Source organism: Paenibacillus sp. sgz302114 (genome assembly GCF_056120345.1).
The window spans coordinates 303,352-329,392 of the sequence record NZ_JBVYOI010000004.1 but is presented as its reverse complement, the minus strand read 5'-3'; the positions used below and the strand labels follow the sequence as shown (position 1 = coordinate 329,392).

26 protein-coding genes and 1 pseudogene are annotated in these 26,041 nt (G+C 48.2%); 4 read left to right on the top strand and 23 right to left on the bottom strand.

The window, feature by feature from the left end; genetic code table 11:
- Window position 1: 1 nt before the first annotated feature.
- The 3 genes from AC0LWF_RS13625 to AC0LWF_RS13615 form a co-directional block, all read right to left on the bottom strand.
- Window positions 2–1,180, bottom strand: coding sequence for an NAD(P)/FAD-dependent oxidoreductase (locus AC0LWF_RS13625; protein WP_474652067.1), 1,179 nt, complete (start codon window positions 1,178–1,180; stop codon window positions 2–4).
- Between the two features lie 38 nt (window positions 1,181–1,218).
- Window positions 1,219–1,647, bottom strand: a complete 429-nt coding sequence (locus tag AC0LWF_RS13620) for a DUF1641 domain-containing protein (RefSeq protein WP_474652066.1) — start codon at window positions 1,645–1,647, stop codon at window positions 1,219–1,221.
- A gap of 479 nt (window positions 1,648–2,126) precedes the next feature.
- Window positions 2,127–3,260 carry an NADH:flavin oxidoreductase gene (locus tag AC0LWF_RS13615; RefSeq protein ID WP_474652065.1) on the bottom strand — a complete coding sequence of 378 codons (1,134 nt, stop codon included), beginning with the start codon at window positions 3,258–3,260 and terminating at the stop codon, window positions 2,127–2,129.
- 124 nt (window positions 3,261–3,384) lie between these two features.
- Between AC0LWF_RS13615 and AC0LWF_RS13610 the strand changes: the two genes are divergently transcribed.
- The gene (locus AC0LWF_RS13610; RefSeq protein ID WP_474652064.1) at window positions 3,385–3,747 is read left to right on the top strand and encodes an ArsR/SmtB family transcription factor; all 363 of its coding nucleotides are present in this window, start codon (window positions 3,385–3,387) and stop codon (window positions 3,745–3,747) included.
- A 48-nt stretch (window positions 3,748–3,795) separates the two neighbouring features.
- On the opposite strand, the gene AC0LWF_RS13605 is transcribed toward AC0LWF_RS13610, so the two are convergent.
- A complete protein-coding gene (locus AC0LWF_RS13605; RefSeq protein WP_474652063.1) occupies window positions 3,796–4,650 on the bottom strand; it encodes a serine/threonine protein kinase in 855 nt (284 codons plus the stop codon).
- A 111-nt stretch (window positions 4,651–4,761) separates the two neighbouring features.
- On the opposite strand from AC0LWF_RS13605, the gene AC0LWF_RS13600 reads away from it, so the two are divergent.
- Entirely contained in the window at window positions 4,762–4,944 is a 183-nt protein-coding gene (locus tag AC0LWF_RS13600) for a hypothetical protein (RefSeq protein ID WP_474652062.1), read from the top strand.
- Window positions 4,945–5,245: 301 nt separating this feature from the next.
- Here AC0LWF_RS13600 and AC0LWF_RS13595 read toward each other — a convergent pair whose 3' ends face one another.
- Together AC0LWF_RS13595 and AC0LWF_RS13590 are read right to left on the bottom strand one after the other, a co-directional pair.
- Window positions 5,246–6,025, bottom strand: a complete 780-nt coding sequence (locus tag AC0LWF_RS13595) for a squalene/phytoene synthase family protein (protein WP_474652061.1) — start codon at window positions 6,023–6,025, stop codon at window positions 5,246–5,248.
- Window positions 6,026–6,160: 135 nt separating this feature from the next.
- Window positions 6,161–7,042 carry a TolB family protein gene (locus AC0LWF_RS13590; RefSeq protein ID WP_474652060.1) on the bottom strand — a complete coding sequence of 294 codons (882 nt, stop codon included), beginning with the start codon at window positions 7,040–7,042 and terminating at the stop codon, window positions 6,161–6,163.
- A 288-nt stretch (window positions 7,043–7,330) separates the two neighbouring features.
- Between AC0LWF_RS13590 and AC0LWF_RS13585 the strand changes: the two genes are divergently transcribed.
- Window positions 7,331–7,537: a helix-turn-helix transcriptional regulator gene (locus AC0LWF_RS13585; RefSeq protein WP_474652059.1), complete on the top strand. Its 207-nt coding sequence runs from the start codon at window positions 7,331–7,333 to the stop codon at window positions 7,535–7,537.
- Complete coding sequence (locus tag AC0LWF_RS13580; protein ID WP_474652058.1) at window positions 7,534–7,965, top strand: hypothetical protein; 432 nt, start codon at window positions 7,534–7,536, stop codon at window positions 7,963–7,965. The genes AC0LWF_RS13585 and AC0LWF_RS13580 overlap by 4 nt, the downstream gene beginning before the upstream one ends.
- Before the next feature lie 99 nt (window positions 7,966–8,064).
- Here the strand turns inward: AC0LWF_RS13580 and AC0LWF_RS13575 are convergent, their stop codons facing one another.
- From AC0LWF_RS13575 to AC0LWF_RS13495, 17 genes and pseudogenes are all read right to left on the bottom strand, one after another.
- Window positions 8,065–8,343, bottom strand: coding sequence for a hypothetical protein (locus AC0LWF_RS13575; RefSeq protein ID WP_474652057.1), 279 nt, complete (start codon window positions 8,341–8,343; stop codon window positions 8,065–8,067).
- Between the two features lie 126 nt (window positions 8,344–8,469).
- On the bottom strand, window positions 8,470–9,486 hold the full coding sequence (locus AC0LWF_RS13570; RefSeq protein ID WP_474652056.1) for a Gfo/Idh/MocA family protein: 1,017 nt from the start codon (window positions 9,484–9,486) through the stop codon (window positions 8,470–8,472).
- A 134-nt stretch (window positions 9,487–9,620) separates the two neighbouring features.
- On the bottom strand, window positions 9,621–10,151 hold the full coding sequence (locus AC0LWF_RS13565) for a GNAT family N-acetyltransferase (RefSeq protein WP_474652055.1): 531 nt from the start codon (window positions 10,149–10,151) through the stop codon (window positions 9,621–9,623).
- 14 nt (window positions 10,152–10,165) lie between these two features.
- On the bottom strand, window positions 10,166–10,828 hold the full coding sequence (locus tag AC0LWF_RS13560; protein WP_474652054.1) for an SDR family NAD(P)-dependent oxidoreductase: 663 nt from the start codon (window positions 10,826–10,828) through the stop codon (window positions 10,166–10,168).
- A 37-nt stretch (window positions 10,829–10,865) separates the two neighbouring features.
- Window positions 10,866–12,200 (bottom strand): LLM class flavin-dependent oxidoreductase, encoded by a 1,335-nt coding sequence (locus AC0LWF_RS13555; protein WP_474652053.1) that lies wholly within the window; start codon window positions 12,198–12,200, stop codon window positions 10,866–10,868.
- A 178-nt stretch (window positions 12,201–12,378) separates the two neighbouring features.
- Entirely contained in the window at window positions 12,379–13,665 is a 1,287-nt protein-coding gene (locus AC0LWF_RS13550; protein ID WP_474652052.1) for a M20 metallopeptidase family protein, read from the bottom strand.
- 111 nt (window positions 13,666–13,776) lie between these two features.
- Window positions 13,777–14,369 (bottom strand): annotated as a pseudogene (locus tag AC0LWF_RS13545) (thioredoxin family protein).
- A gap of 203 nt (window positions 14,370–14,572) precedes the next feature.
- On the bottom strand, window positions 14,573–17,212 hold the full coding sequence (gene ppsA, locus AC0LWF_RS13540; protein ID WP_474652051.1) for a phosphoenolpyruvate synthase: 2,640 nt from the start codon (window positions 17,210–17,212) through the stop codon (window positions 14,573–14,575).
- A gap of 205 nt (window positions 17,213–17,417) precedes the next feature.
- Window positions 17,418–18,557: a Gfo/Idh/MocA family protein gene (locus tag AC0LWF_RS13535; RefSeq protein ID WP_474652050.1), complete on the bottom strand. Its 1,140-nt coding sequence runs from the start codon at window positions 18,555–18,557 to the stop codon at window positions 17,418–17,420.
- 364 nt (window positions 18,558–18,921) lie between these two features.
- On the bottom strand, window positions 18,922–20,061 hold the full coding sequence (locus AC0LWF_RS13530; RefSeq protein ID WP_474652049.1) for an acyltransferase family protein: 1,140 nt from the start codon (window positions 20,059–20,061) through the stop codon (window positions 18,922–18,924).
- 14 nt (window positions 20,062–20,075) lie between these two features.
- Entirely contained in the window at window positions 20,076–20,840 is a 765-nt protein-coding gene (locus tag AC0LWF_RS13525) for a DeoR/GlpR family DNA-binding transcription regulator (protein WP_474652048.1), read from the bottom strand.
- Window positions 20,841–20,873: 33 nt separating this feature from the next.
- Entirely contained in the window at window positions 20,874–21,338 is a 465-nt protein-coding gene (locus AC0LWF_RS13520; RefSeq protein ID WP_474652047.1) for a hypothetical protein, read from the bottom strand.
- Window positions 21,313–21,720, bottom strand: coding sequence for a hypothetical protein (locus AC0LWF_RS13515; protein WP_474652046.1), 408 nt, complete (start codon window positions 21,718–21,720; stop codon window positions 21,313–21,315). The genes AC0LWF_RS13520 and AC0LWF_RS13515 overlap by 26 nt, the downstream gene beginning before the upstream one ends.
- Window positions 21,717–22,736, bottom strand: coding sequence for an ABC transporter ATP-binding protein (locus AC0LWF_RS13510; RefSeq protein ID WP_474652045.1), 1,020 nt, complete (start codon window positions 22,734–22,736; stop codon window positions 21,717–21,719). Before AC0LWF_RS13510 ends, AC0LWF_RS13515 begins: the two co-directional genes overlap by 4 nt.
- 43 nt (window positions 22,737–22,779) lie before the next feature.
- The gene (locus AC0LWF_RS13505; protein WP_474652044.1) at window positions 22,780–23,799 is read right to left on the bottom strand and encodes an ABC transporter ATP-binding protein; all 1,020 of its coding nucleotides are present in this window, start codon (window positions 23,797–23,799) and stop codon (window positions 22,780–22,782) included.
- Window positions 23,800–23,811: 12 nt separating this feature from the next.
- Window positions 23,812–24,972: an ABC transporter permease gene (locus AC0LWF_RS13500; RefSeq protein WP_474652043.1), complete on the bottom strand. Its 1,161-nt coding sequence runs from the start codon at window positions 24,970–24,972 to the stop codon at window positions 23,812–23,814.
- A complete protein-coding gene (locus AC0LWF_RS13495; RefSeq protein WP_474652042.1) occupies window positions 24,969–25,967 on the bottom strand; it encodes an ABC transporter permease in 999 nt (332 codons plus the stop codon). The genes AC0LWF_RS13500 and AC0LWF_RS13495 overlap by 4 nt, the downstream gene beginning before the upstream one ends.
- Window positions 25,968–26,041: the final 74 nt, after the last annotated feature.

The window sequence follows — 26,041 nt, the reverse complement described above, 5'->3', positions numbered from 1 at the left end:
CTTAGTATGCGAGCGAGAACAAACCGTTGATGTGCGACAGGTAACGGGCGTTACTTGCTTTCTTCATCAAGGAAGCAGGCGTGCCTTTCATTACGATGCCGCTCTCGCCGATGACGCCGATGCCGTCTTTACGGCCAAGGCTTGCTAGCGTTCCGGAGAATACCGGGTTGAACGTACCCATTGCAGCGCCTTTGTAGGATGCTGCGATGTTCGCGCCTACAAGCTCGCCCATTTGCCATGCCAGTTGGGCAGTCGGCGGGTATGGACGGCCTTCCGCAGTGAATACAACTGCGCAGTCGCCAGCCAAGGAAACTTCAGGATGCGATGTGGATTGAAGGAACTCGTTGACCGTTGCACGGCCGCGGTTCACTTCGATGCCACAGTTGCCAACGAGCGGGCTGCCTTGAACGCCGCCTGTCCATACAAGAGTGTTTGTCTCGATCGTTCTGCCGTCTTTGAGCGTAACGATGTTGCCACTCACTTCTGTAATCGCAAGACCTGTCAGGAATTCTACGCCGCGTGCTTCCAGGCTAGTAACCGCGCGCTGGATCAGCTCAGGGGAGAAGATAGGCAGGATCGAAGGCATTGCTTCAACCAGCGAGATCGAAATATCCGAGAAGTTGACGCCGAATTCGCGACAGATGCCCGGAAGCTCATCTGCAAGCTCGCCGACGAGTTCTACGCCGGACAAGCCGCCGCCACCGATAACGAATGTAGCGTCTGCTTTGTTTTTGCTTGTAGCATAAGCTTTGACACGGTCTTTCACGTGATTAAATACGCGGTTAGCGTCAACGACGGATTTCAGCGTCAGGCTGTTTTCTTGCAATCCAGGAATGCCGAAGTAGTTTGTTTCGCTACCCAGCGCAAGCACCAGATTATCGTAACCGTACGAGGAGCCGTCGTTCAAAGCGACTTTCTTGCCTTCAACGTCGATCGTTTGCACTTCGCCGACGACGATGTTGATGGATTTGCCTTTTAGCAGTTTCGCGAGCGGCAATGCAACAGCTTTCTCAGCAACGTTGCCTGCTGCAAGACGGTGAAGCTCCGTAATGATTTGGTGGGAGCCGACGCGGTTAATGATCGTGATGCCCGCTTCTTCAGTCGTCAGATGCTGGCGTGCTGACAGCGCGCTCAGCAAACCGCCGTAGCCGCCGCCTAGAATCAAAATTTCTTTTTTCATGGGATCTCATCCTCCGTGCTTCGCTTAGTATGATGATACTATTTCTTTCTTTCGCCCAAAATATCAAGGTACGCTTGGCTGAAACGAAGCATCTTTTGCAGCTCCGGATCTTTCAGAAGCTTGATCATGCCAAACAAACCGATTACGTTCTCGCTGCTTTCCGCGCGGTCGCTTGCTTCAATCGCAGCGGAAGCGTAGCCTTTCACTTTCTCTGTCAGCGGTTTGACGACTTCTTGAATGCCACCCACTGTGTCTTGGATCAGGACGCGGTCGGAAGCAACCTTTTGTGCAAGTTCGTACGTTTTCGTCATCAAGCTCATCATTTCGGACAGCTTCGGCAGTTGGTCCACCAATTGCGTCAGCGCTTCTTGTACTTCAGGCTTCAGCAGTTGATCAAGCACATCCGATTTCGCTAGTGCCGATACGGCTTCCTGCTGCTCCAAATCCTTTACCATTGTTTCACTCATTGTATTGCCTCCTTCAGATGTAGTCACTCAGCTGCGATCATCATACAAGATGAACCCCCTGCCTGCCGATGATGGCAAAGCAGACTTAATCCCATTAAACGTGCAACGCGGTAAAGCATTCCAACGCAAAAAAATGAGGGAGTGTGAAATAAATCACAAGACATTTTGAAGATGAAAGCAACCTTTTTTCTTTCTCTACTGTACTGCTTTTTGCTCGTCTAGACTATAGATTAATTATAAAATTTTTTTTATTGTACCAATAAAAATAATTAATCACGCGAGAAAATATTGCCAGCGTAGAAAACTCAGAGACTAGAGGCACTGTACAAAATGAAAACGCCATCAATTAGGTCTTGTTTTTCCGCATCTATTCCTCCCGATTTAGCACGAATTTTCATTTGAGTTAGCTTGCTACAAAAGCAAAAAAAGAGATGACTGAAGTGTCATCTCTTTTTACTCTGAGTTTTCAAGGAGTCAAATTAGTACAAACGCTTCAATGCGTCAGCGGAAAATGGAAGGAGTTCATCGAATCGTTCGCCCCGAACCTTCTCAGCCCAAGCAGGATCCACCAACAGGGCACGTCCTATAGCGACGAGATCGAACTCGTTCTGCTCTAATCGCTTAAGCAGCTCGTTGATGTCGGACGTTCCTGCGCTCTTTCCTCTGAAGGAGCCCATGAATTCATCATCGAGACCGACGGACCCTACAGTGATCGTAGGCTTGCCCGTTAACTCTTTCACCCATCCTGCGAAATTCAAGCTAGATCCTTCGAACTCGGGTTCCCAGAACCTGCGAGTCGAGCAGTGGAATATATCCACGCCTGCTTCTACGAGAGGAGCGAGCAATTGACCGAGCAGTTCAGGCGTAGCAGCAAGTTTGGCCGTATATTCGGACGATTTCCATTGCGACAATCGAATGATGATCGGGAAGTCATGGCCTACTGAGCGGCGGCAAGCTTCGATGACCTCGACGGCAAATCGAGTTCGCGCCTTTAAATCGCCACCGTATTTATCCGTGCGTTGATTCGTTTTCTCCCAGAGGAATTGGTCAATCAGGTAACCGTGGGCACCGTGAAGCTCGATACCGTCGAAGCCAATCCGTTTGGCATCGGCTGCCGCTTGTGCGAAAGCTTGTACGACTTGATCGATTTCCGCTTGCGTCATCGGTTCATTCACTTGTTCACCCATTAGATTGAGTCCTGAAGGTCCTATCGACGGCGCTTCAGGATGAGGGAGCGAACCGTTCGGACGGGTCATTCCGACATGCCAGAGCTGCGGCACGATACGCCCTCCCGCTTCGTGCACCGCGTCAGCGACACGTTTCCAACCTGCAAGCGCGTCTTCTCCATGAAAGTTAGGGATATTGGGATTGTCGGTTGCTGCTGGATGATTGATCAGCGTGCCTTCCGTAATGATCAAGCCAACGCCATTCTCCGCACGTCTACGGTAATAATCCACTACGTCCTGTCCAGGTACACCACCAGGTGAGAATGCTCGCGTCATCGGAGCCATTACGATCCGGTTAGCTAAGCTGAGATTACCTACTGAGAAAGGCTTGAACAATGCTTCAACAGAATGCGAGTTCGTTGCTTGCTTGGTATTTTGATTTGTCATGGTTGTTCCTCCACTCCAATTGTTTTTTCTATTTTGACTTCATTTGTAACATACATTTCCACGCATAATTGCATATAATTCGATTGTTATCGAACAATAGAAATATAGCATGGGGTATGGTAAAATGCAATCACTACATCTCAACAAGGAGGAAACCATCCTGAAGATACTATTTCACCCGGACAAAGCTGATATTCATCTCTCGTCCATCCTCTACGCGCTTAGTGATCCCATCCGATTATCGATTGTTGCAGAAATCAGCAAAATGGGGGAAAGTACTTGCGGCGGCATCGATGCCAACGTCGTGAAATCAACGTTGTCCCACCATGTTCGCACACTGCGCGAAGCAGGGGTCGTTCAAGTTCGCGTTCAGGGAACCCAGCGTTTCTTGACCATTCGATCGGCTGATCTAGAAGAAAGATTCCCCGGCTTGCTCTCTTCCATTCTAAACGCCTACAAAGGCTCAAACGTGCATATACCAACGTGACCGCAGTGGACAAACTGTCCAAATTCTTATATAAATTCAGGAAAAAGGTTAAACGATAGTCCCAATCGATGTCAACACATCTCCCAGCACTTGCTCACATTCAGCAGCCGTACGCAGCTTGCCTGCAAGCAGACCTTGCACGAAAGCTACTACCTTCGGGTTAAGCTCCAACTCCTCCTCCCAAGATAGCTCCTTTTGCCCTTCATTACGCGTATAGCCAGCGTATATCAAGAACAGGAAGAGGTGGCCGAGGCCATACAAATCACTGGCCGGATTAGGGCCCCGCATCCGATTCTTCACAGGCCCCCAGCTGTCCGTGAATCCCTTTCGTTCTCTACCGCCGTCCTGCTCATCGTATATATCGCTTAATGACTCTTCATTGATGCGACAGGCTAAGCCAAAGTCAATCAAATAAATACGCTCCTTATAGGCCAGCACATTGGGGATACGAACGTCCCGATGAATAAATCCGGCTTCGTGCATGTATCGTATCGGACGCAATAATTGCAGGATTAGAATCAGAGCTTCCCGCTCGCTATATATCCGTCCCTGCTCCATGATCGCATAAGCGAGGCTACCAACCTCCACAAGCTCCATGATGAGCACTTCTTCTTTCCGCTTCACGACATAATTCAGCCATTTAGGAATTTGCGGATGATCGAGCTGCCGGAGAATCTCGCTCTCCTGTTTTAGCATCATCCGAGCGAATTTCTGTTTGCTTGGTTTTGCGCGCTTCATTAGGACGGCTGCTCCAGTCGTCAGATCGGTACAGCGATACGCTTGGCCATAGCTGCCCATGCCAAGGAATTGCTCAATCCGGTACCTGCCCGACCAGACCGAGCCTTGGCGCAGTGGAAAATCCAGCCAGTCGCGTCTCCATTGCCGCCACCACGCATTTAGCATCCGATTCCCTCCCATCAAATGGGTACACAAAATGAAACATGATACTTGTAAATACGTATTAGTGGGTAAGTAAGTCTCAAGCGCTTTCACCAAAAAAAAGGAGGAACCCTTATGATAAGACACCTTCTTAGGAGGCTATTAAGCTCTCTGAGTGGCAAAAAGCATTATGGCCAGCACGGTCAGTACGGTCACCAGTCCAGTGGCAGCGGCAACAAGAAAGGAAATTACTACTCTTCACAGCATTCGAAATACGGGCATGGACACTACAAGAAGAAGTATGACAGCAGCAGTTGATTATAAAACAATAAACCCGACCTTTTCAGGTCGGGTTTATTTGCACCAAGTTAGCTCATTATGCGATTAACGTCTAAAGCTCGGCTTCTCCTGAAGCAGTCTATGCCGTCCACGACATCGTTATGCTTCTCTCTGTATGACCGGAACACCAGACATCCGCTGGGAAGTTTGGCATCACTGGCGGTTCCGGATCAGGTGTCGTCGTGCGCTGCTTGCGTCAAATTAACATCGATCGCCTGGAGACACCATACAGGTGTCCTTAATCGACTTAATAATCCGACCGGGTTGTTCGTTCAATCAATTAATTAATGTGATTTACAATTTTCAAAACGGTATCTCTCGTTAACTTGCCTCCGCCTACGGAGATGAGATTCACTGTAGCATGGGCTAAAGCTAATGGGATTTTGCAAAATTTCAATGCCGGTCCTTTTTTCAAATCTTCAATGTAGGAATCGGCGATTTCCAAATTACGGCGTGTGTACTTCAACATGTCCTTGAGATCCCAGCCATCCGGGAAGAAATCCACACCGCGCTTAAGATCCTCGTCTCGGTTGCGGATGATATTAACGGCCTGTAGTCCTCTTCCGAAGGAAACGGACTTGACTTGATCGGATATCGTTCCGTCATTCCACATCCAAAGCTCGGACAGCATTTCGCCAACCATACCGGCTACACTGTACGTATAGTGGTCCAAGTCTTCTTCCGTATGAATACTCCATCCGTTCTGAACCCAATCGGTCATTTGCAGCGCCATTTTACTTATGTAGCGAAAAACAATCGGAGCTGCGGTAGGAGGACACAGAATCGCCCATTCATCAAGCTGCATTGAAACTGCTGGCAATACCTCACGATAAGGCGCCAACAACTTTTGAGTGGCTTCGATGACTTGCGGGGAGTTGAATGCCTCGTGGATCCCGCTTAACAGACTCACCTTCAATTGTACGGGAATCTCTTCATGATCTTCGATTTCATCAAGCGCGCGCATACATAAATAAGCAGATGCGACTGCATCTTTCAACGCTCCATCCAATTTACTGATCGGTATATAAAAAGTACGGCTCGTTTTCTTCAACATATCCATTGCATGTTTATTAATGGGAATTCCCTCCAAGATAGTCCATTGATTTTGACTGAGTTATCGCTTTATTATACATGATAACACGAATTAGGGATGTTAATAAGTAGCTCACCCATTGTTACATCTTTTCGAACAATATCACTCATTCATCCTATAGCTAACGAATGCCAATCGCTTGCTATCGGGAGACCAGGAATTGACGTTAATGGTTCCCTGTCCTCCGAAAAGCTTAACAAGCGTACGGAATTCACCGCCTGAGCTAGGCATGATGCGGATTTCTACTTCCTTGTTGGGGGGATGATCACCGGGTTCGACATCACCTTTGCGATATGTAATATAGGCGACCTTCTCTCCATCTGGAGAGATATGTGGAAACCAGCTGTTGCTCTCATCATATGTCATCTGTATCTGTTCGCTGCCATTGGCATTCATGCGCCATACCTGCATAAGACCTGTGCGTACGGAATTGAACCAAATGTGCTTGCCGTCCGGTGAATATTCAGGCCCATCATTAAGTCCAGCAGTATGCGTTAATTGCGTTTCGATGCCTCCGTTTACGGGAATGGCGTAAATATCGTATTCACCGTCCCGTTCGGCGCAATAAGTAAGCGTGGTTCCGTCCGGTGACCAGCCATGCAAATAGCTAGGAGCCATCGGCGTGACAAGCACCGGATTGCCGCCCTGCAAGGGGAAAATATAAATACGGGATTGACCATCCTCGTGGGTATGATGGCTGACTGCTACATGCGAGTTATCTGGTGAAAGTACATGGTCGTTATTACAATGAATGGCGAAACCCGATTCGATGATCGTGCTTTCACCCGTACCGATGTTGAATGTATAAAGCCGTCCCAAGCTATTATAGATGAGATGCTTACCGTCGCGAGTCCAATTAGGTGCCTCTATTAGATAATCGAACTCGGCCAAGATGTAACGTTCGCCGCTTTCCACATCAATAGTTTCCAGGATACTCGTTACATTTCTTCCTACTTCTTTACGGGGTTCTTCTAACCGCTTCATCCTACATTCACCTCGGTCATATATTCTTCCATCATAATTGCCAATTAATTTAATTCATCAAACGGATCACCTTAAATTATATCTGAAATGGTTGAAGTAATCTGCCCGTTGAAAAATATTAAGAAGCGCCGGCGTCTTCCTGGTACCATTCTGCCTGAACGCGATACATCGCTGCGTAATCCCCATTGGCTGCCATTCGTTCAAAATGTAAAGTAAGCTTGACATTACTTCCGTTGCACGATATTCTCAGCTTATGGAAAGTTAGCTTTCCATAAGGAGAGTGAGCACATGAACAACCATTTAGAAGAAATCCGTAAGCAACGCGGAATTAAGCAAGAAGAATTAGCATTAGCTCTTGAAGTGTCCAGGCAAACGATCAGTTCGCTGGAAAAAGGACGTTATAATCCATCGATCCTTCTAGCCTTCAAGATTGCTCGCTATTTCGGTATGAGTATCGAAGAAATCTTTATTTATGAGGAGGATGAGACTGCATGAATAAAATGATTTCATCGATTATTCTTACCATTGTAGGTGTAGCACTATTTGCAGTTGGTTTGTACTTCATTAAAACAATTGAAGATCCACAAGGTATATGGCGAGTATTACCTTCTATTAGCTTTGGGCTCGGCTGTGCTATTTTCGGTCACGGTATGGGAGAATCATTCCTCCAATTCGCTATGAAGAGCAATTCTGCCGCAGCAAAGCAGTTGGAGATTGACATGAAAGATGAGCGTAATTTGACAATCGCTAATCGGGCTAAAGCGAAAGCATATGACATGATCGTTTTTATGTTTGGAGCTTTAATATTGGCATTTTCCATTATGGGAATAGATAAAACAACGTTATTTGTATTGGTTTTTGCCTATCTATTTATCCTTGTATATGGCACTTATTACCGCGTCAAGTACTTTAAAGAGATGTAATAAAACAAAAAGGCGAACTCAAACGCTATGTTTGAATACGCCTTTTTATTTTATGTAAGTACTGCTTTCCCTTGAGTTAAATGGCTAAGAGCAGCTGCGTTAATCCTTTATAATTTTGTGTACGGGAATGATTTGAACGGTTGGAAAATGAGTCAGGCTCATCGTAGCGAAGATGGGCCCTAAAGTGTTTTCAAAGAAAGCTTGCTGAGCTTCAGCGGATTCCCAAACTTCAACCACTTGCCATCCTCCATCGTTTGGTCCGGCAAAATGAACGGAACAACCGTTCGGAATCCCGTTTTGTAGTGCAAGCTGTTGTAAAACGTATTCATATTGTTCTTGGGTAAATCCGGGGCTATCAACGATGACTGCAATTGCCATGTATAATTCCACCTTTGCGCCATTTTAGGACAGGAGTCCTACTTCAAACATATCGCTTTGGTTTTAAATTATACCAACAATTAAACAAGCCATCGAGAACGGCTATCACACCACATCAGCCGCTGTTTATAGCTGAACCGGTCGCATCCCCTGCTCCATTGAATCTGTAATTGCTTGCGTAAACCTCATATACCCTACACCTTCCTCGAACGAAGGAGCGCCTTTCGTTCCTTCTGCCACGGACCGTAGAAATTGTTGCTCTACTTCCCATTTTCCAACTAAATCTTCTGGGATGTCGATTCTACGTTCCCCCTCAACCGTCTGCACAAACACGAAGGGCTCGCCTGGGATGCATCGGAGCGTCCCCTTGCTTCCGTGAATCGTCAAGCTGGATGCGTCGCTCGTGACCGCTCCGGTGAACAAGGCTGTGAGAGTTGCTCCGATCTTGAACTGCCCAATGACGGTAACCGAATCCGGCAAATCAACCATGGACTTGCCATCACGGTCTGCGGGCCGCTCTCTTACCCAGGTTTTGCCGAGCGCGCTTATGTGGCTAAGCGGACCGAACCACCGGTTCAGCACCTCTCCCATAATGCCAACGTCCAGCAGATTGATCCCCTGTAGATCTTGCCGCTGGCGCCAATGCAGAGGCTTCTCCGAATCATTGAGCGAGCTCGTCGCATGATGGAGCACGATATGGCGAATTTCACCGAGACGTCCATCCTCCAAATATTTCATCACGAAAGGTTCGACTGCCATATAGGTAGGAGGAGGACAAAGCATTGTCGTAAGCGTAGTATTCCGGTCCGCTTCAAGCATCTTCTCCGCCTCGGCTAAATTCATGGCCATGCGCGCCTGGCAGAATACATGCTTGCCTTTGGATAGCGCGTAGCAACTGATTTCCTTGTGCATATAAGGCGGTGTGCAATTGAAGATGATATGCACTTCCGGGTCGTCCACGACTTCCTTCCAATGCTCATATACTTTGGCGAAACCGAACGCGTCCGCCACCTTCCTGCTGCTCTCCAGACTGCGATTGGCTACAGCGACGAACTCGACACCTTCGATCTTCTGCAAATTAGGCAAATGCCGGGAAATTGCAATCCCTCCGGCACCGATCATTCCAATTGGAAAATGGTTCACGCTCGTCCCTCATTTCTCGAAATAAAGTTGAATGCCATATTATTTTCTCATAAACGAAAAAAATCCGATATGCAACAGACGAAAATAAAAGCCGCGAAAATCACGGCTTTTGTAGATATCATGTCCTTGTCCTCTTAGGTCTGTGCGATCATTGTTTCGCCAAACGAATGTTCCGATCGGGTTAGCTGCTTCTTCAACAGAACCATCTTGCCGTCATCCGCGGTCTCGATCTCGTAAATGCGTTCGTAGCCTCTTCGCTCGTACATCTGCACGAGCCACGGATGACGTTCGGCCGTACCTAGTGTAACCGCCTCCGCTTGCCACTTGCCGCGGGCTATGTCTTCTTCTACCCATGTGAGAAGACGGTTGCCGACTCCTTGACCTTTGAAAGCTGGCTCAACTGCAAATTTCATAATAAATGGATAATCAGCGAATGCCTTTAACTGCTCCACTGGCTCGGAGATGGTGACTGTCGCAATGATTGTACCGTCACGTTCAAGCACGTAACATTCATGGCTCGAGATTGTGTCCCGTACCAGCTCAATGTCCGCGTAAGCCGCAGGGAAATTGATGCCCAACTCCCGAATCGTCTCATACGCCCTCAGAATGACGCCAAGCAATTCCTCGGCATCATCTTGCGTTGCCAATCGATATATATCACTCATTTTCGTCACCTCGTTTAGGATTGAGACTCCACATATTCGAATTCGATCAGGTTGCGATCCGTGAACAGCTCCCAATACTTAGCGGCGATACGGTCCGGGTCGTAATACGTTCCAGGTGACACGAAGCCGCTGATCGTGACGGTTCCGACGTAGACGTTGCTTGGTTTGAGTTCTTGCGCCAGCGCGTACGTTAACGAGCGAACACCGGCTTTGCCTATGGAGAGCGATGTATAGTCGGGGTTTGGGTGCAAAGCCAACCCTCCACCTGTAATGAGAACAGCCCCTTCCTTGCGCTCGATGAAGCGTGGCACGACTTCTTTGATACTCGTAAGCGCGCCGACGACATTCACCTTGAAGTCTTCGATCAACTGCTGTTCGGTAAGCTCCGTCGCTATAGATTTCGTGATGGCTGCAGCGTTGTACAGCAATACGTCCGGCTCGCCTAGTTGGTCTCGAATGGCTCGGAACGCTATAGAGAGCGAATCTGGTCTCGATGCATCGGCCGTCACGATGAACGTCTCGATTTCTTGCTTGCGCAGCTCGGCTGCTAGAGCGTCCAAAGAAGCTGCGTTTCTCGCGACGAGCGCGATACGGTACCCGTTAGTTCCGAATTTGCGCGCGACTGCCGTGCTGACGCCGGGACCTGCTCCAACAATGGCTATGATAGGTTTACTCATAAATAATCTCTCCTTCTCCGATAGAGGCGGTTTCTCTTCAATTAGAAGCTATGGCTTGTAACGCGTAGCGGTTGATTGGGAACGGCAAGCCCAAGTTGCCGCGCAGCGTGTCGTGTTCGTATTCAGCGCGGAACAATCCGCGTGCTTGCAGAATCGGAACGACTTGATCCACGAAGCCATCGAGAGCGTTCGGAACGCCAGAGCCGATAATGAAGCCATCGGCAGCGCCCGTCTCAAACCAGAGCTGGATCTCATCCGCCACTTGTTCTGGTGTCCCGATAAAATTGCCTCGCGGCGTCGTCGTCGAACGGACAGCGACTTGTCTCAGTGTTAGGTTGTGCTCCCTCGCCTTCTGCTTGATTAGATCCGTCGTGCTCTTAAAGCCATTCGAGCCCAAATCGCCAAGCTCCGGGAACGGTTCGTCGAGCGGGTATTGGGTGAAGTCGTGATGATCGAAGTATCGGCCCAAATAACGCAGCGCGTCTTCAATCGAGCCAAGGCTCGCCGTCTCCTCGAATTTACGCACCGCTTCCTCGAGCGTCGCGCCGACGATCGGACCTATGCCCGGTAAAATGAGAATATCATCTGCCGAACGACCGTAAGCGGCAGCGCGTTGCTTCACATCGGCGTAAAAGGCTTGCGCCTCTTCAATGGTTTCGTGTGCGGTGAATACGGCATCGGCCGTCTTGGCCGCGAGGTTGCGTCCGGCGTCTGAAGAGCCGGCCTGGAACACGATCGGATGCCCTTGTTTGGAACGGGCTATGTTCAGCGGTCCTTGGACGGAGAAATGCTTGCCTTGATGATCAAGACGGTGCATCTTGTTTGGATCGAAGAATACTCCGCTCTCCTTGTCGCGAACGAAAGCGTCATCCTCCCATGAATCCCATAGCCCTTTGGCGACTTCAAGGTACTCTTCCGCGATTTCGTAGCGTGACGCGTGCTCCGGATGGGTGCCTTTGTTAAAGTTGCCAGCGGTACCGACGCCAGGGGAGGTTACGACGTTCCAGCCGGCACGTCCACCACTGATATGGTCGAGCGAAGCGAACTGTCTCGACACATTAAACGGCTCGCTATACGATGTCGACAGCGTGCCGACGAGTCCAATATTGGAAGTGACGGCGGCAAGAGACGACAATAGCGTGACTGGCTCGAACCGGTTCAGGAAGTGCGGTATGGATTGTTCGTTAATATACAAGCCGTCTGCGATGAACGCGAAGTCGAACTTGCCCTCTTCCGCTTTGCTTGCTTGTTCTCGGTAAAAGCCGATATTAATGCTAGCATCGGATTGAATGTCGGGATGCCGCCAGGCCGATACGCTCGAGCCTACCCCGTGGATAGCCGCGCCGAGTTTCAATTTTCGTTGTTTTGCCATAATCATGATCCACTCCGTTTCTATTTGCGTCATGCCATTTTTAATTCCGAGTAATCCACTAGTTTTAAACAAGTATATACCTGTAACAATAAGGTAATTATCGATTGTTCGCTAATAGAATTGTTTGAATGACCAATAGGGGATATCGATTGGTGCGTACAGGATACGGTTCACAAATTCAATTACTCGGCTGCATATCCGCTACCAGTTGAACAAGCAGCTTAGCCCCAAGTGTCAGCACGCGCTCGTCCAGATCAAACGACGGATGATGAAGAGGATGGACGATGCCTCGTTCTTCGTTGCGAACGCCAATTAGCGCCATCGCCCCCGGTGCTCGGTCAAGATAATAAGCGAAATCTTCGCCAGCTAGACTCGGTTTGTCAAGCAGAGTCACTCGCTCTTGTCCGAACACCTTGGCTCCCGCCTTCTGAACGGCATGAACCGCATTGCCATCGTTGATTAACGCTTTGCCCATCCGGAACCGCAGCTCGCACGTTCCGCCGAAACGATCGGCACACGCTTCAGCAGAACGTTGAAGCAGTGAACGGACGCGAGCAATTGTCTCGGGATCGATAGCACGATACGTGCCGAGCACTTCGCCAGAATCAGCGATCGTGTTGACGACCGTTCCCGCTTGGAGCTTGCCGAATGCAAATGAAAAAGGCTCCAGGGGCGGTACCGATGCCGCGATGGCGCTATGTGCTTCGACGACGAAATGCGCAGCCATGAGCAAGGCGTCCGCTGCCAAATGAGGAGCTCCGTGGTGACCGGATCTGCCGTGGAACTTCACTTGAAAATGGCTCGAGGCCGCCATCGCTTCCCTTCGGTGAATGGCGAGCTGACCGATTGGGAGCTCGGGCCACACATGCAGTGCGAATGCAGCGTCCGCTTCATCCGCCACTCCGCTCTCTACCAGATCCCGCCCGCCACTGCGCAGCTCGCCGTCCTTCGGACTAGGCGCGGCACCTTCCTCCGCCGGCTGAAAGACGAAAAGCACCTTGCCGGCCAGACTCTCGCGGCAACGGCTGAGCCCGTATGCCGCCGCAAGAAGCATTGTCGTGTGAGCGTCATGTCCACATGCATGCATCGCACCTTCTATCTCTGAGCGATAATCGGAATCTCTCGCTTCTCTGATCGGGAGCGCATCCATGTCCGCCCGAAGAAGAACGACGGGGCCAGGACGTCCCCCTCCAAGTATCCCGATGACCCCCTTGCCGAAATGATCACCGACTTGGTCTCGCACCTCCAAGCCGTATTCGTTGAGCAGCCCGGAGACTCGCGCTGCGGTTCGATCCACGTCATATAGCAGCTCGGGATGACGATGGAAGTCTCTGCGCAAGGCGATCCATTCCGCTTCTCTCTCCTCCAGCAAGCTGAACACCTGCGCGGCATTTAATCTGTATTGCCTTTGAATGTCCGAATTTGTTTCCCATGATGCGTCTATTTGTCCATTGAACTTGTCCATTCCCAGTAACCACCCTCCTCAATTTCCCCATCCGGATCCTCGGTTTTAATCGCAAAGGACCGCTTTGGAAGCCGTCACCGACGACTTTTATAGCGGTCCCCTTATAAAGGCCTATCGGCTAACGATGGACTGAATTTCCCGAAGAATGGCATCCTGTTCTTGCCCGATGACTTCCGTTCTACGAAGCTTCAAGAAGTGAAGCAGCTCCTTCCTCTCTGTCTCTTCGAGCGAACTGATCGGTTTTCCACGGCCTTCCAGCTCCGGATGCTCGGTCCAGAACGCTTCGATCCATTGGCCAAGAAGAGCGCTGATCTCCGCAGGACGTTCAATGAAGACACCGAGTTCTTGCCCCGATTCGTCGAAGAATACATAGGTGGGAATATGACTGCGTCCGTCGGCATGTTTATACAGGTCGGCAATATCTTGATTATCCGGGTCGCGGTTCAAAATATGCAGTCGCAGCTTATCTGATTCGCGACGACGTCTCCGCACCAATCGTGTGCAAGGACGAGAACGTCCACCGGCTCCTGGCGGTCGTTCAGGAACTCCAACTGTTGCTGATCCGGTGCATAAGCTTCGAAATTAGCTGCCAGTTCCGATTGGTTCACTTGCGCCTGCTCGATAAACGTACCGAAAGAGACTGCTTCTTGAAATGCGCGCTCTCTTCTTTCTTGAGATAAGCTGGACGTCTTAGATAAGGTCATGGGAATACCTCCGTTTTATCCGATTATTCTTATTGGTTTATATGTATATTATGTGCCTAGCAAATGAATGGTGGCTAATTGACTTTTTCTATCGGATGATAGAAGATTTGTAAAATGTCTAGATGCAGCACCTATAGAAACTCGCCCGTAAATAGAAACGAGGCTGCCGATTGTTTTCGTGGCAGCCTCGCATTATCGATCATTTACAATATTTCAATATACCCGTCTGTTCCATTCACGCGAATTCGTTGCCCATCTTTGATCAGTGTGGTAGCATTATCCACTCCAACGACGGCCGGCAAGCCATATTCACGAGCGATAACCGCTCCATGGGTCATCAGTCCGCCAACTTCGGTGACCAGACCTCGAATGGATACAAATAACGGTGTCCAACCAGGGTCAGTAAAGGTGGTGACTAATATATCTCCATCTTCAAGATTCGCATATTCCATGTTCAGAATGACACGAGCTCTCCCTTCAATCACTCCGGAAGAAACAGGTAGTCCTACAATCGCATTAACCGGCAAATGCTCACGTTTGTACTCACCTGCAATGATTTCACCATCAGACGTGATGACTCGCGGCGGAGTTAGTTTACTGAAAAATTTATAATCCTCTCTTCGTTGGTTGATGATCTGTCTGGTCGCAAGCTCCCCTTGCTTCTCGACCAAACAAGCAGGATTACCAGGATTGCTTGTACGTACGACTTCGTGAAGCTCTTCAAAAGTGAGATAGAACATATCTTCTTTGTCATGAATAACGCCAGCTTGAATGAGTGATTCGGCTTCTTTCAATAAAGCCTGCTTATAAACGAAGTAGCGACTTACGATGCCGTATTTCGGATATTCCCGGTAGCCGATGAAATTCCGGATAAGGTCGATCTTTCGCTTTGTTTCTATGGCTTTTTGTTCACCATCCGGTAATTGCTTCAATCGATCCGTTAACTCTTGTTCTTTCTCCAAAGCTTCCTGGCGCCCTTGCTCAAATTTACGATTGCCGGCATTAGGCTCAGAGTTCTTGATGTGACCAAGAATCATTGGGACGAGTGTGATCGGCTTCTCACTCCAACGCGTTCTCGTAATATCGATCTCTCCGGCACATCGCATTCCGTATTTGCTGAGATAATCAGAGATAGCGTCCCTCGTTTCCCTTCCTCCATCAAACTTAACCAGTTCATCCAGAAAGTTGTCGTCTTGAGTTTCCTGCAAATATTCAATCACTTCTGGAAAGGGCCGAATGACATCCGCGACATCCAATAATGCCAGACCCATTTCCGAAGTAATATTGTGAGGTACAGATTGAGAGAGCGTATCTGCAGCATTCCTTTCTCCTAACCACTCGTTCATGTTTTCATTAATCCATGATGTAGCATTGATAGCAGCCATAAACACTGCCGTACTTTGCGGGTCAAATAAGAGCTTCTTTAATTGCTGGATATCTTCTAGTATAAAATCAAACAAATCCGATCCCGATTTCGCTTCGATGTTTTGTTTTAACTCTTCGATCGAGGTTTGACTACGTGTAATCAAGTCAGAAACAATTGTTGGATCGTTCTCGAATTGAGCCAGCATATCCGTATTACTTCTACTCTGTGGCGGTGCTGCTGATGGATCACTTGGCAACAATTTGATAAAATTTCGCTCTATTATGGTCGTGATTGCGCCTATAATGAGCGGATCCGATTCCAAGGTTTTCAACAAACCTGCCCTGCCGCCTGGTGTAGCTAGCCTAGCTGCAATATCAACAAACAACCTCCCACCGGCTTTGCGCATAGGTGCAGGAGTAATTAACAGGTAAAAAGACAATCCCAACGGTTTTATGGGATCTGTCATCATTTGTTGATGGCCAACAGAGAGATAGACGTGATTTCCTTGATCATTCGATTCGGGGATCGGGAATAAAGTCGTGATCGGCCGGCTCTGTACAATATAGAAGGTATCATCCGCCAAACACCATTCGATATCTTGAGGACAGCCAAAATATGCTTCGATTCTTCTTCCGATGTGAGCCAGCTGTAAAATTTGTTGCTCGGTGAGCGCTTGGGCCATTTGCTGATCAGGCTCGATCTGCTTTGCCTCAGTTCCGCCATCTTTCCTTCCGTAGATCGCCAATCTCTTGCTTGCGAGCCTCTTCTCGACGATTTCCTCATCCCGTACTTTATAACAATCGGCAGATACCAAGCCGGAGACCAGCGCTTCCCCAAGTCCAAAGCTGGCTTCAATGGAAAGCAATTTGCGGTTAGAAGTGATGGGATCAGCGGTAAATAAAATCCCCGAGGCCTGTGGAAACACCATCTTTTGAATGACAACGGATATATGAACTTGCCTGTGATCGAGCCCATTCTGAATACGGTATAATACCGCGCGCTCCGAGAACAGGGAAGCCCAGCATTTGCTGATATGCATTAGAATCGCTTCTATGCCGATGATATTTAAATAAGTATCGTGTTGACCGGCAAAGGAGGCATGCGGCAAATCTTCAGCAGTCGCACTAGAACGTACGGCATAAGCATGCTGCTCGCCAAACTGGGAGAGATAGTGAGCAACGGCTTTCACGACATCAGAAGGAATTTCTGCTTCCGTAATGATCTGCCCTAACTTCCTGCTGATTTCACCGATTTGGTCTCGATCCTCTACTTTTAGCAAGTTTAGTCGATTGAGCAGCTCATGATACGTTTCGTTTTGCTCGATAGCTTGTTGGAATCCCACTGTTGTCACACAAAATCCATCCGGTACTTGTATCCCTTGAATCTTTGATAACTCCCCTAAATTCAACCCTTTTCCGCCAACGAGCGAGAGCTGCTCTTTATCCATTTGCTGAAATTCGAGAACATAGGTACTCATTCAACCTCTCTCCTCACTATAAAATTAACAATTGACAAGAGCTTGCTGCCATGGTACGATTTAATTATAAGATGAACTAACTGCGTTAATTTTACAAAAAAATAAATTGTATTCTGATTATAACTTCGTGTCTAAATAAGTGCAATATATAAAGAACCTGGACAACCGTCCAGGTTCTTTTTTTTGATTCCTCGTCGGAAGACGTTCAACTATCGTTTCCCGTTAGAATGGAAGTCCATCCGCTTCCTGATCGGATCACTTCAATAATACGCTGATCACGACAACCCTCTCGGAAAGTAGGATAGGCTTGATAGGCCTCGCCTTTGACGTCTCTTACAAATTCACGGAAGAAAGCATTCCATTTATTCTGTTCTCCATTATCTGTATCAGCATATCCCTCTAGTAATCGATCCGGCATTGTTTTGGAGATCGTACCCTCATGATTAACAATGCTTACATCGTAAGAAAAAATGCCTTTTGCATCTATCGTTCCACTCTCTCCATAGATTCGAAAATACGGGGCTGTCGGAGAAAATGGCATCATAGCATCGAACTGAATCGTGCAAGCAAAGCTGTCTCCAGATGGAAGACGATATTCCAATATAGCATTAAAGGATGAGTCTGCATCAACCGATTTCCACTCGGCGGCAGCAATCTCCTCGTTGCTCGGATTCGCAAAGGATTGCCGCCAATCATGAATCTCGCCTATAACGGGTGCCTTATCTCTACCAAGTCGCGCTTCTCCCATCACACGGATGGGATCACTGCCGAACACCTTGCTCAGAATCCCTAGAAAGTGCGTAAGAACATTATGCATGGCCCCACCACCGAGTGAGAGGTCAAATGTCCAAGTCCATGGAGAGTTTGAGTGGAACATGGGTACGAAGGCACTCATTTCTACTGCCTTTATCCGTCCGAGTACTCCCGATTGAACCAGTTCTTGAATCCAGGAGGTTGTCGGATCATACGCTTGAGTTGCTGCGTAAGCATGTTTAATACCGGTGTTCTCGACCGCATTCCATATACGTTGTGCTTCAGCTGCAGACACAGCAAGGGGCTTCTCACAAACAATATGTGCTCCTAGGGCGAGCGCCTCTTGGATAACATCCTCTCGTAATGCAGCAGGTGTCGCCAGCGAAATAATATCAGGCTTCAATTCACGCAATGTCGTGCGCCAATCAATCGAAGCTACAGGAACCTGCAGCCTATCTGCAACCTCTTTGACGACAATCGCGCTACGAGCGCAAATAGCGGCCACTTCAACACCGGCACTCCTTAATCCAATCGTATGGCCTTCCCCAGCCCAACCGGCACCAATAACGACTGCCCGCAACGGCGCACTCATAATCAGTCCACCTCTTCTTTACGTTAGTCTATTAGCCCCGGTTACACCAGTTCGGCATGGCTTGGTTGAATACCATGGTGTTTTTTAAAGTAGGATAGCGCATCACTGGGAGTCTTAATGGTTGGTCCGTAGATGATTTCGTTGTTAAAGCGTCCATTGAACTTGTACCAAACACGATACTTTAAAAAATTGTCCATAACCTCTCCCTCAACTCCTCCATATTAATAAGAACATCATATAATAACTATGATGAAAATATTGTCAGAATGTGAAGACGCTGGATGGGAATCGCAAACGTCAAAAGAGAGCCAAGACTTTAGCGTCTTGGCTCTCTTATTTGCTTGTATGGTACGAAGCTTATACGCTAATCGTATTTAAGCGGTTCATTCTCTCGCTTCATTGGAAGCGCAACTTCTGTCCGACCGGAGCTCCTCGTTATCAGGTCCCTCATCCTCATGATTGGGACCTCATAATACCGATGCATGAGGAAAGTAAACGTGAACAGCACAATAAGCGCAAATATGAGCAAGTACAAGCTATGACCGATGCTATCTGTCGTATTTTCCTTACTGAACCAGATGAACAAGTTCCAATGAAACAAGTAATACCCATAACTCTGAGCGCTGAAGAAACGAATGGCAGCCCTTAGCTTCGTATGCCTATCCAGACGAGGGAAATGCACTTCCAGCACAGCAATCAGCAGCGCGATAAACAAGGAAACAAGACTGAACAGGATCGTCCTAGCGAACCAGGATTGATCCATGGTTTGATCTTGAATACCTTTGTAAACGAGGTAGCCGCTGAAATAAGTGAGCCCGGCTATCGCGAGCACGAAGGACGTTTTGCCAGCCAGAATTTTTCGGTAGAAAGTCGCATGGTACGTTCTGAAACCTGCCAGCATGACACCGAACACAAGACTATCGAGCCGCAGCGGGATTTGCTTGCGAATCCCATAATCCCAAAGCGGCTGACCGCCCTGGACTTCAGCCATTCGCAGCAGAGGAAACAGAATAAGGAGCAGTGATGTCATAACGAAGAAGGCAGCCGATTTATTGCGAAATTTACCTACCCATATCAGCGGAATCGGAATCAATAGGTAAAACCATTCCTCGATGGAAAGACTCCATGAGATCGGCAGAAACGACAAATGCTGTTCGTTAAAGTTTTGCAGAAATACAAGGTTTGAGAAATCCATATCTTTATTAACTAACCAATAGGTGGAGAACACCGCGAAATAATAAAGCGGCAGCGTCCGAAACCAGCGGCGGAGATAGAATTGCTTTAATCCAGAGAGGGATCCATTCTCAACGATGTCCTTTAGCAGAATCCGCCCAATCAGAAATCCGCTTAATACAAAAAACAATTCTACCCCTAAGTAGCCGGTTACATAGTTGAGCGGGTTGAAATCGTGATATTGCATGAAGAAGAACCCGAGTGCATGGCAGAATAACACGAGAAAAATAGCGATGCTGCGGATGAGATCCAATCCCGCATTGCGTTCCATTATGATGCACTCCTTCAATTCAGCAGCTGAATAACATCAATAGATCGGCGGCGGAGCTGCTGCACATATTCGGCAGGTGTTTGCGTATCCGTAATTAGATGATTGATCCGGTCCCAGCCCGTAATCGTTGTGAATGCCTGCATATTAAATTTGCTGTAGTCGGCCAGTAAATACACTTGATCCGCCATGCCAACCATTTTCCGTTTAACTCTGGCCTGAAGCTCGTTTGATTCGGATATGCCGCGCTCCATATGAACTCCTTTACAGGATATGAATGCTTTATCGACGTGATATTCTTCAAGTGATTGCTCGGCCAAAGGACCAACGAAAGAGAGTGAATTCGGCACGAGTGTACCGCCTGTACTAATGACGACTACATTCTTCTTCTCCCTTAGCACGTATACGACATTCAACGAATTCGTCAATACGGTCAGCGGGATGTCAGGCAGAAGCGCAGCGAGATGCCATGTCGTCGTACTCGCATCAATGACGATACGATCATTCGGCTCGACGAGCTTGACGGCTTCCATCGAGATATTTTGCTTCTCCGCCACATGCGCCGACTCCCTAAGTAAGTAGGGCGTTTCAAGCGTTTGCGGCTGAATGCGTATGGCGCCGCCATAGCTGCGCAGCAGACGGCCTTCGTTCTCTAGTCGATCCAAATCACGACGTATGGTTTCCTCGGTGACTCTGCATAATTGGCTAAGCTCAGCAACGCGGATGCTGCCTTTTTCATTCACGATTCGAACAATGTATTGGTACCTCTCCGCTACGAGCATGATTGCCACCTCCTTACCAAGCTCGCTTCTACATTAATTTTGATCGGAAGCAACCGCTTTCTTCCCGAGTGCTGCGGATAAGATCGAAAGAACCAATGCGCCAATTCCCTCGACTACGACGAGAATCCAATCGCTCTCCATCTTGCTCTGCATTCCAGCTAATAAGTAAGGAAGCCCACAGGCGAACAGAATCCAAGCTTGGATAGAAAGAACCTTAGTAAATGACTTCCAAATTCCTCCGGATAAGGCCTGTTTCTTAAAATGATATTGACTGTAATAGACAAATACGAGCCATCCGATACCGAGAATAATAAACAAGCTATAGTCGATGGCCTGCCATTTGAAAGGATCCACTTCAAAATAGCCTAGAGATGCAATTACGAGTCCTCTTAACGATAGCCAATTAACAATACCGATGAGCGATACGACAGCAGTAAGGAAAACGGATAGAAATCCGGCCAAGGCATGTTTCTTATGCTCCTGCAACAACGGATCCATTCGTTCCCTCCTCACTCCACTCTCGATGGAGCTGCTGAAGTGTTCTCAGCATTGCTTTCCGAGCTTCCTCATTCTCAACGAGGTTTGTACGTTTGACATAGGCCGTTAAACGGCGGAGTTTCCGCAGGTAACTGCGGGCAGCCGCCTTCTGCAATCTTTGAATCGCCTTTTCGTTACCGCTTTGATGAAGCTGGATGAGTTTCATATTGTTTTTGCGCGACCAACGCTCCGGGATCATGCCGGATGAGGTGATGGCATCAATGTCGCGATGCTTCTCACCGAAGATCTTCTCGAGCATAAACCGCATGTACCATATCGAGGCCAGCATGATGAGACATAAGCTAACTAAGAATATGAGCAAAATCAGCGCGATTGCACTCATACGGTTGACGCTCCTTGCAGTTGCAGCTCTCCGGCAAAGTGACAAGCGGAATAATGTCCCTCGCCTACTTGCTTCCACTCTGGAGCTGTGCTTTTGCAAACGTCTTGCGCATACGGACAACGCGGATGGAAGTAGCAGCCGGAAGGCGGATTCGCCGGATTGGCGACCTCCCCTGCTAATATGATGCGATTTGATTTTTTTCGCGGATCTGGTAAAGGCTTGGCGGATAACAGCGCCTCCGTATACGGATGCTGCGGATTTCGGAACAACGTCTTCGTTTCAGCCGTCTCCACCATCTTTCCGACATACATGACGCCGACTCGATTGGATATGTGCTGAATAACGCCAAGGTCATGAGAGATGAACAGGTAACTCAGATTCAGCCGCTCCTGCAAATCCTGCAACAAGTTAATAATTTGCGCTTGAACGGATACGTCGAGCGCCGAAACCGCCTCATCGCAGACAATAAATTTCGGATTCGTTGCGAGTGCCCGCGCGATTCCGATCCGCTGACGCTGTCCGCCGCTGAATGCATGCGGGTAACGCTCCAAATGCCGACTGTTCAATCCGACCATTTCCATCAGCTGCTTGACACGTTCCTTGAGTTCCTCTCCGCGAGCCATTCCGTTGCATATAAGCGGCTCCGCAATAATATTGAGCACCGTCATCCGAGGGTTTAACGACGAATACGGATCTTGGAAGATGAGCTGCATATCTCTTCGTATGGACCGCAGATCTTGATTGTTCAGCTTCAATACATCTTTGGTTTGACCTTGTCGGTCGCGGAACATCACACTTCCCGATGTCGGCTCGATCGCTCGCAATACACAGCGTCCGAGAGTCGTCTTCCCGCAGCCTGATTCTCCGACAAGACCAAGTGTTTCTCCAGGCCGAATTTGAATATGTACATCGTCGACTGCTTTGACAAACCCAACCGTTTTCTTTAAGAAGCCCTGTTTAATAGGGAAGTATTTCTTCATGGCATGGACGTCTAGTACGAATTCCTCCTGGATCATTGCTCAACCTCCTAAGAGTTTTTGCGCTTCGTTAGCATACATTTCAGTTAATAACTCCTTCTACCAGCAAACAACGGACAGAATGACCTTCCCCCACATTAAAGAGCGGTACATCTTCGACATTGCATACGCCGTCCTTCGCTAACTTACAGCGCGAATAGAAGCCGCAGCCTTTAGGTAAATTCATCGGGAATGGCACCGTGCCTTCAATCGATTCTAGTCTTTGACTCTCCCGCATGACGGAAGGTATTGAATTGAGAAGTGCTTTCGTATAGGGATGTTTAGGGTTATGGAACAACGTATCCACGTCCGTATACTCGACCACCTTGCCTAAATACATAACCGCTACATCGTCCGACATTTCTGCGATTACACCGAGATCATGTGTAATGAAGATGACTGAAGTGTCATGCTTCGCTTTCAAATCATTGATCAGCTGCAGCACCTGTGCCTGCACCGTAACATCAAGCGCTGTGGTCGGCTCGTCGGCAATCAGAATGGAGGGGCTGCATGAGAGTGCCATCGCGATCATCGCCCTTTGACGCATCCCACCGGAGAGCTGATGAGGATATTCGCTCATCCGCTGCTCTGGATTGGACATGCCTACCTTCTTTAGAATATCGACTGCAATTTGGTAAGCCTCGTTCTTATCTTCAGTCGCATGAAGCAAGATCGCCTCTATAATCTGGTTACCGACCGTATGAATCGGAGAGAACGCTTTCATCGGTTCTTGAAAAATCATGGCGATTTCCCCGCCGCGAATATCTCTGATCTCTTTGCCCCGGGCATCGAGCTTGGCAAGATCGACGGTTTCATAGGTTCCATCTGCCTTCTTCCGGGTAAGCCGAATTTCCCCTTGAACCTCTCCCGGCTTCGGCACGATGCGCAGCAGCGCTTGCGAAGTTACGCTTTTACCGCAGCCGCTTTCTCCAACGATGCCTAATGTCTTGCCGCGCTTTATCCGCAGATCGACTCCGTCTACTGCTTTCAGAAGCCCTTCATCAAGTCGGAATTGTACTTTGACGTCCTTCATTTCCAATATTACGGTCTCTTGCTGAGTCACGCTTCCACCTCCCTATTTATAAGGATCCGCAGCATCCCGAAGTCCGTCGCCGAGAAAATTGAACATGAGCACGGTTACCATAATAAAGGCTGCCGGCATGAGTAACCATGGATGATGTGCAAGTGTATTCAAGTTCTGCGAATCCTGTAGAAGGACGCCCCATGATACTACGGGAGCTTGTAGGCCAATACCGAGAAAGCTAAGTGCAGTCTCTCCTAAAATATTGGCTGGTATGGACAATGTCACGCTTACGATGATGTAACTTGCAAATGAGGGAAGAAGGTGCTTTCTGATGATACGCAGATCGCTTGCTCCAGCAAGCCGTGCCGCCATCGTGAAATCCTCTTCGCGAAGAGATAGGATTTTACCCCGCACAACTCGGGCGAGCCCTGTCCAGCCGATGATGGAGAAGATGATAATAAGACCGAAATAGATTTTTATAGACGACCAATCTCGGGGCACCGCCGCAGATAGCGCCATCCAGAGCGGGATGGTTGGAATACAAATGAGAAAATCAATAATACGTTGAATGATCGTATCGGATACTCCGCCCAGGTATCCGGAAATGCCGCCGAGCAGAAGGCCGATAACGAGCGTTAATGCGATACCGATGAGTCCAAACGATAATGATATGCGGCCACCATATATGATGCGAGAGAACAGATCATGTCCGAGCTGGTCCGTACCCATCAGAATGAGCGCAGCTTTCGAATCACCCAATCCAAACAGATGAATATTGGACGGTATAAAACCCCACATCTTATAAGACTCACCTGCTACGAAGAAGCGGATCGGGTATTTCTTTGTCTTATCCTCGGTAAACGTCCGCAAAAATGTGTCTGGATTTACCCTTTCTTTCATCCCGTAAACGAAAGGTCGAATTTGAAAGCCGGTTTCGGGATCGACGAAATGAATCTTTTGGGGCGGGGCATCTTTATAGGTTGTGAAACGCGTCCCTGCCAAATTAGGAGACAAAAATTCACAAAACATAACGATTAGATACATGATAATCAAGAGAATCCCCGAAATAACCGCCAGTTTATGTTTTTTGAATTTCCACCACATAAGTTGCCATTGCGAGGCTACTTCATAGCTTGTTGGATCGGCTGACTTTTTTCGCTTCGTTCGCGATTGCCGGCGAAGCTGGTTAAGCACGGTTGATATTCCACTCATTCTGATACACCTCCGAAGCGGATTCGAGGGTCAATCGCTGCAAGTAAAATATCCGATAGCAGTGTTCCTAGCACCGTAATGACGCTGGTAATTAATATAAAGCTGCCGCACAAGTACATATCCTGAGACATGAGCGCCTTAAGCAGCATCGGTCCTGTTGTCTGCAGGTTGAGAACAATCGAGACGATGACTTCTCCGGAAATGAGCGCGGGAAGCGTCCATCCGATCGTACTGATGAGTGGATTGATCGCCATTCGAACGGGATATTTAAAGAGCAGCTTGCCTTCCGAAACACCTTTCGCTCTAGCGGTAATGACATATTGTTTCGATAATTCATCAAGCAGCATCCCTCTTGTTACACGGATGAGCGAGGCAGCGGCAGACATCCCGATGACGACAACTGGCAATATCAACCTAGGCAACATGTCCATCAGCTTCGCGAAGCTCCATGGTGCATCGACGTATTGCGCGGAGAACAGCCCCGTAATCGAAACTCCCGTCTCTATGAAGATAAAGTAGACGAGCATAAGCGCGATTAGAAAGCCCGGGATCGCAACGCCGATAAATCCAAGAAAGGTAAACACATAATCGAGAATTGAATATTGGTGTGTTGCCGAATAAATGCCGATCGGAATGGCTACGAGCCAAACGAAGATAAGAGATACAAGCGAAATGGTGACCGTCAGACCAAGTCTTGGCCAGATAACGTCAGCAACTGGCATGTTATATTGGAACGAACGACCCAGATCACCGTGGAAAATGATATCTTTAATCCAATAGACATATTGTACGATTAACGATTGATCCAGACCGTATTGTGCTTTTAAGCTCAAGATCGCACTTTCAGAAACATCATTGCCTGCTAGCTTCAATTGTTGAACATAGTTGGTCAAGAAGTCGCCTGGAGGCAGCTGGATGATGACAAATACGATAACACTAATCGCGATCAACAACGGAATAAGCTGTAATACGCGATACGAAATATAATTTAGCATGCGGTTCCCTCCTTCATTGTACGCCGCAAACCTAGTAACGAACCAAGAGCCCAGCCACCTTGTTTCGGCTCCCT

Excerpts from the sequence above, each read along its gene's own strand:
- AC0LWF_RS13625 (WP_474652067.1), bottom strand. The coding sequence starts at position 1,180 with ATGAAAAAAGAAATTTTGATTCTAGGCGGCGGCTACGGCGGTTTGCTG.
- AC0LWF_RS13620 (WP_474652066.1), bottom strand. The coding sequence starts at position 1,647 with ATGAGTGAAACAATGGTAAAGGATTTGGAGCAGCAGGAAGCCGTATCG.
- AC0LWF_RS13615 (WP_474652065.1), bottom strand. The coding sequence starts at position 3,260 with ATGACAAATCAAAATACCAAGCAAGCAACGAACTCGCATTCTGTTGAA.
- AC0LWF_RS13610 (WP_474652064.1), top strand. The coding sequence starts at position 3,385 with ATGCAATCACTACATCTCAACAAGGAGGAAACCATCCTGAAGATACTA.
- AC0LWF_RS13605 (WP_474652063.1), bottom strand. The coding sequence starts at position 4,650 with ATGCTAAATGCGTGGTGGCGGCAATGGAGACGCGACTGGCTGGATTTT.
- AC0LWF_RS13600 (WP_474652062.1), top strand. The coding sequence starts at position 4,762 with ATGATAAGACACCTTCTTAGGAGGCTATTAAGCTCTCTGAGTGGCAAA.
- AC0LWF_RS13595 (WP_474652061.1), bottom strand. The coding sequence starts at position 6,025 with ATGGATATGTTGAAGAAAACGAGCCGTACTTTTTATATACCGATCAGT.
- AC0LWF_RS13590 (WP_474652060.1), bottom strand. The coding sequence starts at position 7,042 with ATGAAGCGGTTAGAAGAACCCCGTAAAGAAGTAGGAAGAAATGTAACG.
- AC0LWF_RS13585 (WP_474652059.1), top strand. The coding sequence starts at position 7,331 with ATGAACAACCATTTAGAAGAAATCCGTAAGCAACGCGGAATTAAGCAA.
- AC0LWF_RS13580 (WP_474652058.1), top strand. The coding sequence starts at position 7,534 with ATGAATAAAATGATTTCATCGATTATTCTTACCATTGTAGGTGTAGCA.
- AC0LWF_RS13575 (WP_474652057.1), bottom strand. The coding sequence starts at position 8,343 with ATGGCAATTGCAGTCATCGTTGATAGCCCCGGATTTACCCAAGAACAA.
- AC0LWF_RS13565 (WP_474652055.1), bottom strand. The coding sequence starts at position 10,151 with ATGAGTGATATATATCGATTGGCAACGCAAGATGATGCCGAGGAATTG.
- AC0LWF_RS13560 (WP_474652054.1), bottom strand. The coding sequence starts at position 10,828 with ATGAGTAAACCTATCATAGCCATTGTTGGAGCAGGTCCCGGCGTCAGC.
- AC0LWF_RS13555 (WP_474652053.1), bottom strand. The coding sequence starts at position 12,200 with ATGGCAAAACAACGAAAATTGAAACTCGGCGCGGCTATCCACGGGGTA.
- AC0LWF_RS13550 (WP_474652052.1), bottom strand. The coding sequence starts at position 13,665 with ATGGACAAGTTCAATGGACAAATAGACGCATCATGGGAAACAAATTCG.
- ppsA (WP_474652051.1), bottom strand. The coding sequence starts at position 17,212 with ATGAGTACCTATGTTCTCGAATTTCAGCAAATGGATAAAGAGCAGCTC.
- AC0LWF_RS13535 (WP_474652050.1), bottom strand. The coding sequence starts at position 18,557 with ATGAGTGCGCCGTTGCGGGCAGTCGTTATTGGTGCCGGTTGGGCTGGG.
- AC0LWF_RS13530 (WP_474652049.1), bottom strand. The coding sequence starts at position 20,061 with ATGGAACGCAATGCGGGATTGGATCTCATCCGCAGCATCGCTATTTTT.
- AC0LWF_RS13525 (WP_474652048.1), bottom strand. The coding sequence starts at position 20,840 with ATGCTCGTAGCGGAGAGGTACCAATACATTGTTCGAATCGTGAATGAA.
- AC0LWF_RS13520 (WP_474652047.1), bottom strand. The coding sequence starts at position 21,338 with ATGGATCCGTTGTTGCAGGAGCATAAGAAACATGCCTTGGCCGGATTT.
- AC0LWF_RS13515 (WP_474652046.1), bottom strand. The coding sequence starts at position 21,720 with ATGAGTGCAATCGCGCTGATTTTGCTCATATTCTTAGTTAGCTTATGT.
- AC0LWF_RS13510 (WP_474652045.1), bottom strand. The coding sequence starts at position 22,736 with ATGATCCAGGAGGAATTCGTACTAGACGTCCATGCCATGAAGAAATAC.
- AC0LWF_RS13500 (WP_474652043.1), bottom strand. The coding sequence starts at position 24,972 with ATGAGTGGAATATCAACCGTGCTTAACCAGCTTCGCCGGCAATCGCGA.
- AC0LWF_RS13495 (WP_474652042.1), bottom strand. The coding sequence starts at position 25,967 with ATGCTAAATTATATTTCGTATCGCGTATTACAGCTTATTCCGTTGTTG.